At 67.5% G+C, this 785-nt stretch carries 1 protein-coding gene; it reads left to right on the top strand.

Annotated elements, in window-relative coordinates:
* Positions 1-693, top strand: a 693-nt coding sequence (locus ENZ75_RS33275) for an HRDC domain-containing protein (RefSeq protein ID WP_206617179.1), incomplete at its 5' end; no start/stop codon positions are given.
* Positions 694-785 lie beyond the last annotated feature (92 nt).

The following is a 785-nucleotide window of genomic DNA, read 5'->3' as shown; positions in this document are numbered from 1 at the left end:
GACGTCACCCATCTGATCGAGGTCTATCAGCACCTCAGCGCCGAACTGGCGCGCGAAAACCGCGCCCATTGGCTCAACGAGGAAATGGAGGTGCTGACCTCGCGCGAGACCTATGATCCGCACCCCGAGGACGCCTGGAAACGGCTGAAGATGCGGCTGCGCAAGCCGCAGGAACTGGCGATCGTGCAGGGCGTTGCGGCGTGGCGCGAGCGCGAGGCGCGCGAACGCGACGTGCCGCGCGGCCGCGTGCTGAAGGACGACGCGATCTACGAGGTGGCGCAGCAGGCGCCGCGCGACGCGGCAGCCCTTGGCAAGCTGCGCACGACGCCGAAGGGCTGGGAGCGCTCGTCGACGGCAACGGCGCTGCTCGGCGCGGTCAACACCGCCCTTGCCTTGCCCAAGGAGCAGATGCCGAAACTGCCAAAGAGTTTCCAGCCGCCCGAGGGCTCGAGCGCCGCGGCGGAACTGTTGAAGGTGCTGCTGCGGATCGTCGCCGAAAAGGAAGGCGTCGCGTCCAAGGTGCTGGCCTCCAGCGACGACATCGACCGTATCGCCGCCGAGGGCGAGGACGCCGACGTACCGGCCCTGCAGGGCTGGCGGCGCGCGGTGTTCGGCGAGGCCGCGCTCAAGCTGGTGCGCGGCGAGATCGGCATCAAGTTCGACAAGCGCAAGATTGCGGTGTTCGACCTGTAGACGTCCCTCGCGGACTTTCCTTCTCCCCTTGCGGGAGAAGGGAAAGGTGCTCTGCTCAAACCACGCCGAGCAGGTGTAGGGCGAACCAGATC

Source organism: Mesorhizobium sp. M7A.F.Ca.CA.002.04.1.1 (assembly GCF_004022805.1).
GTDB lineage: Bacteria > Pseudomonadota > Alphaproteobacteria > Rhizobiales > Rhizobiaceae > Mesorhizobium > Mesorhizobium ciceri.
Note: the sequence above shows the minus strand (reverse complement) of the source record. Positions and strands in the feature narration are given on the sequence as shown.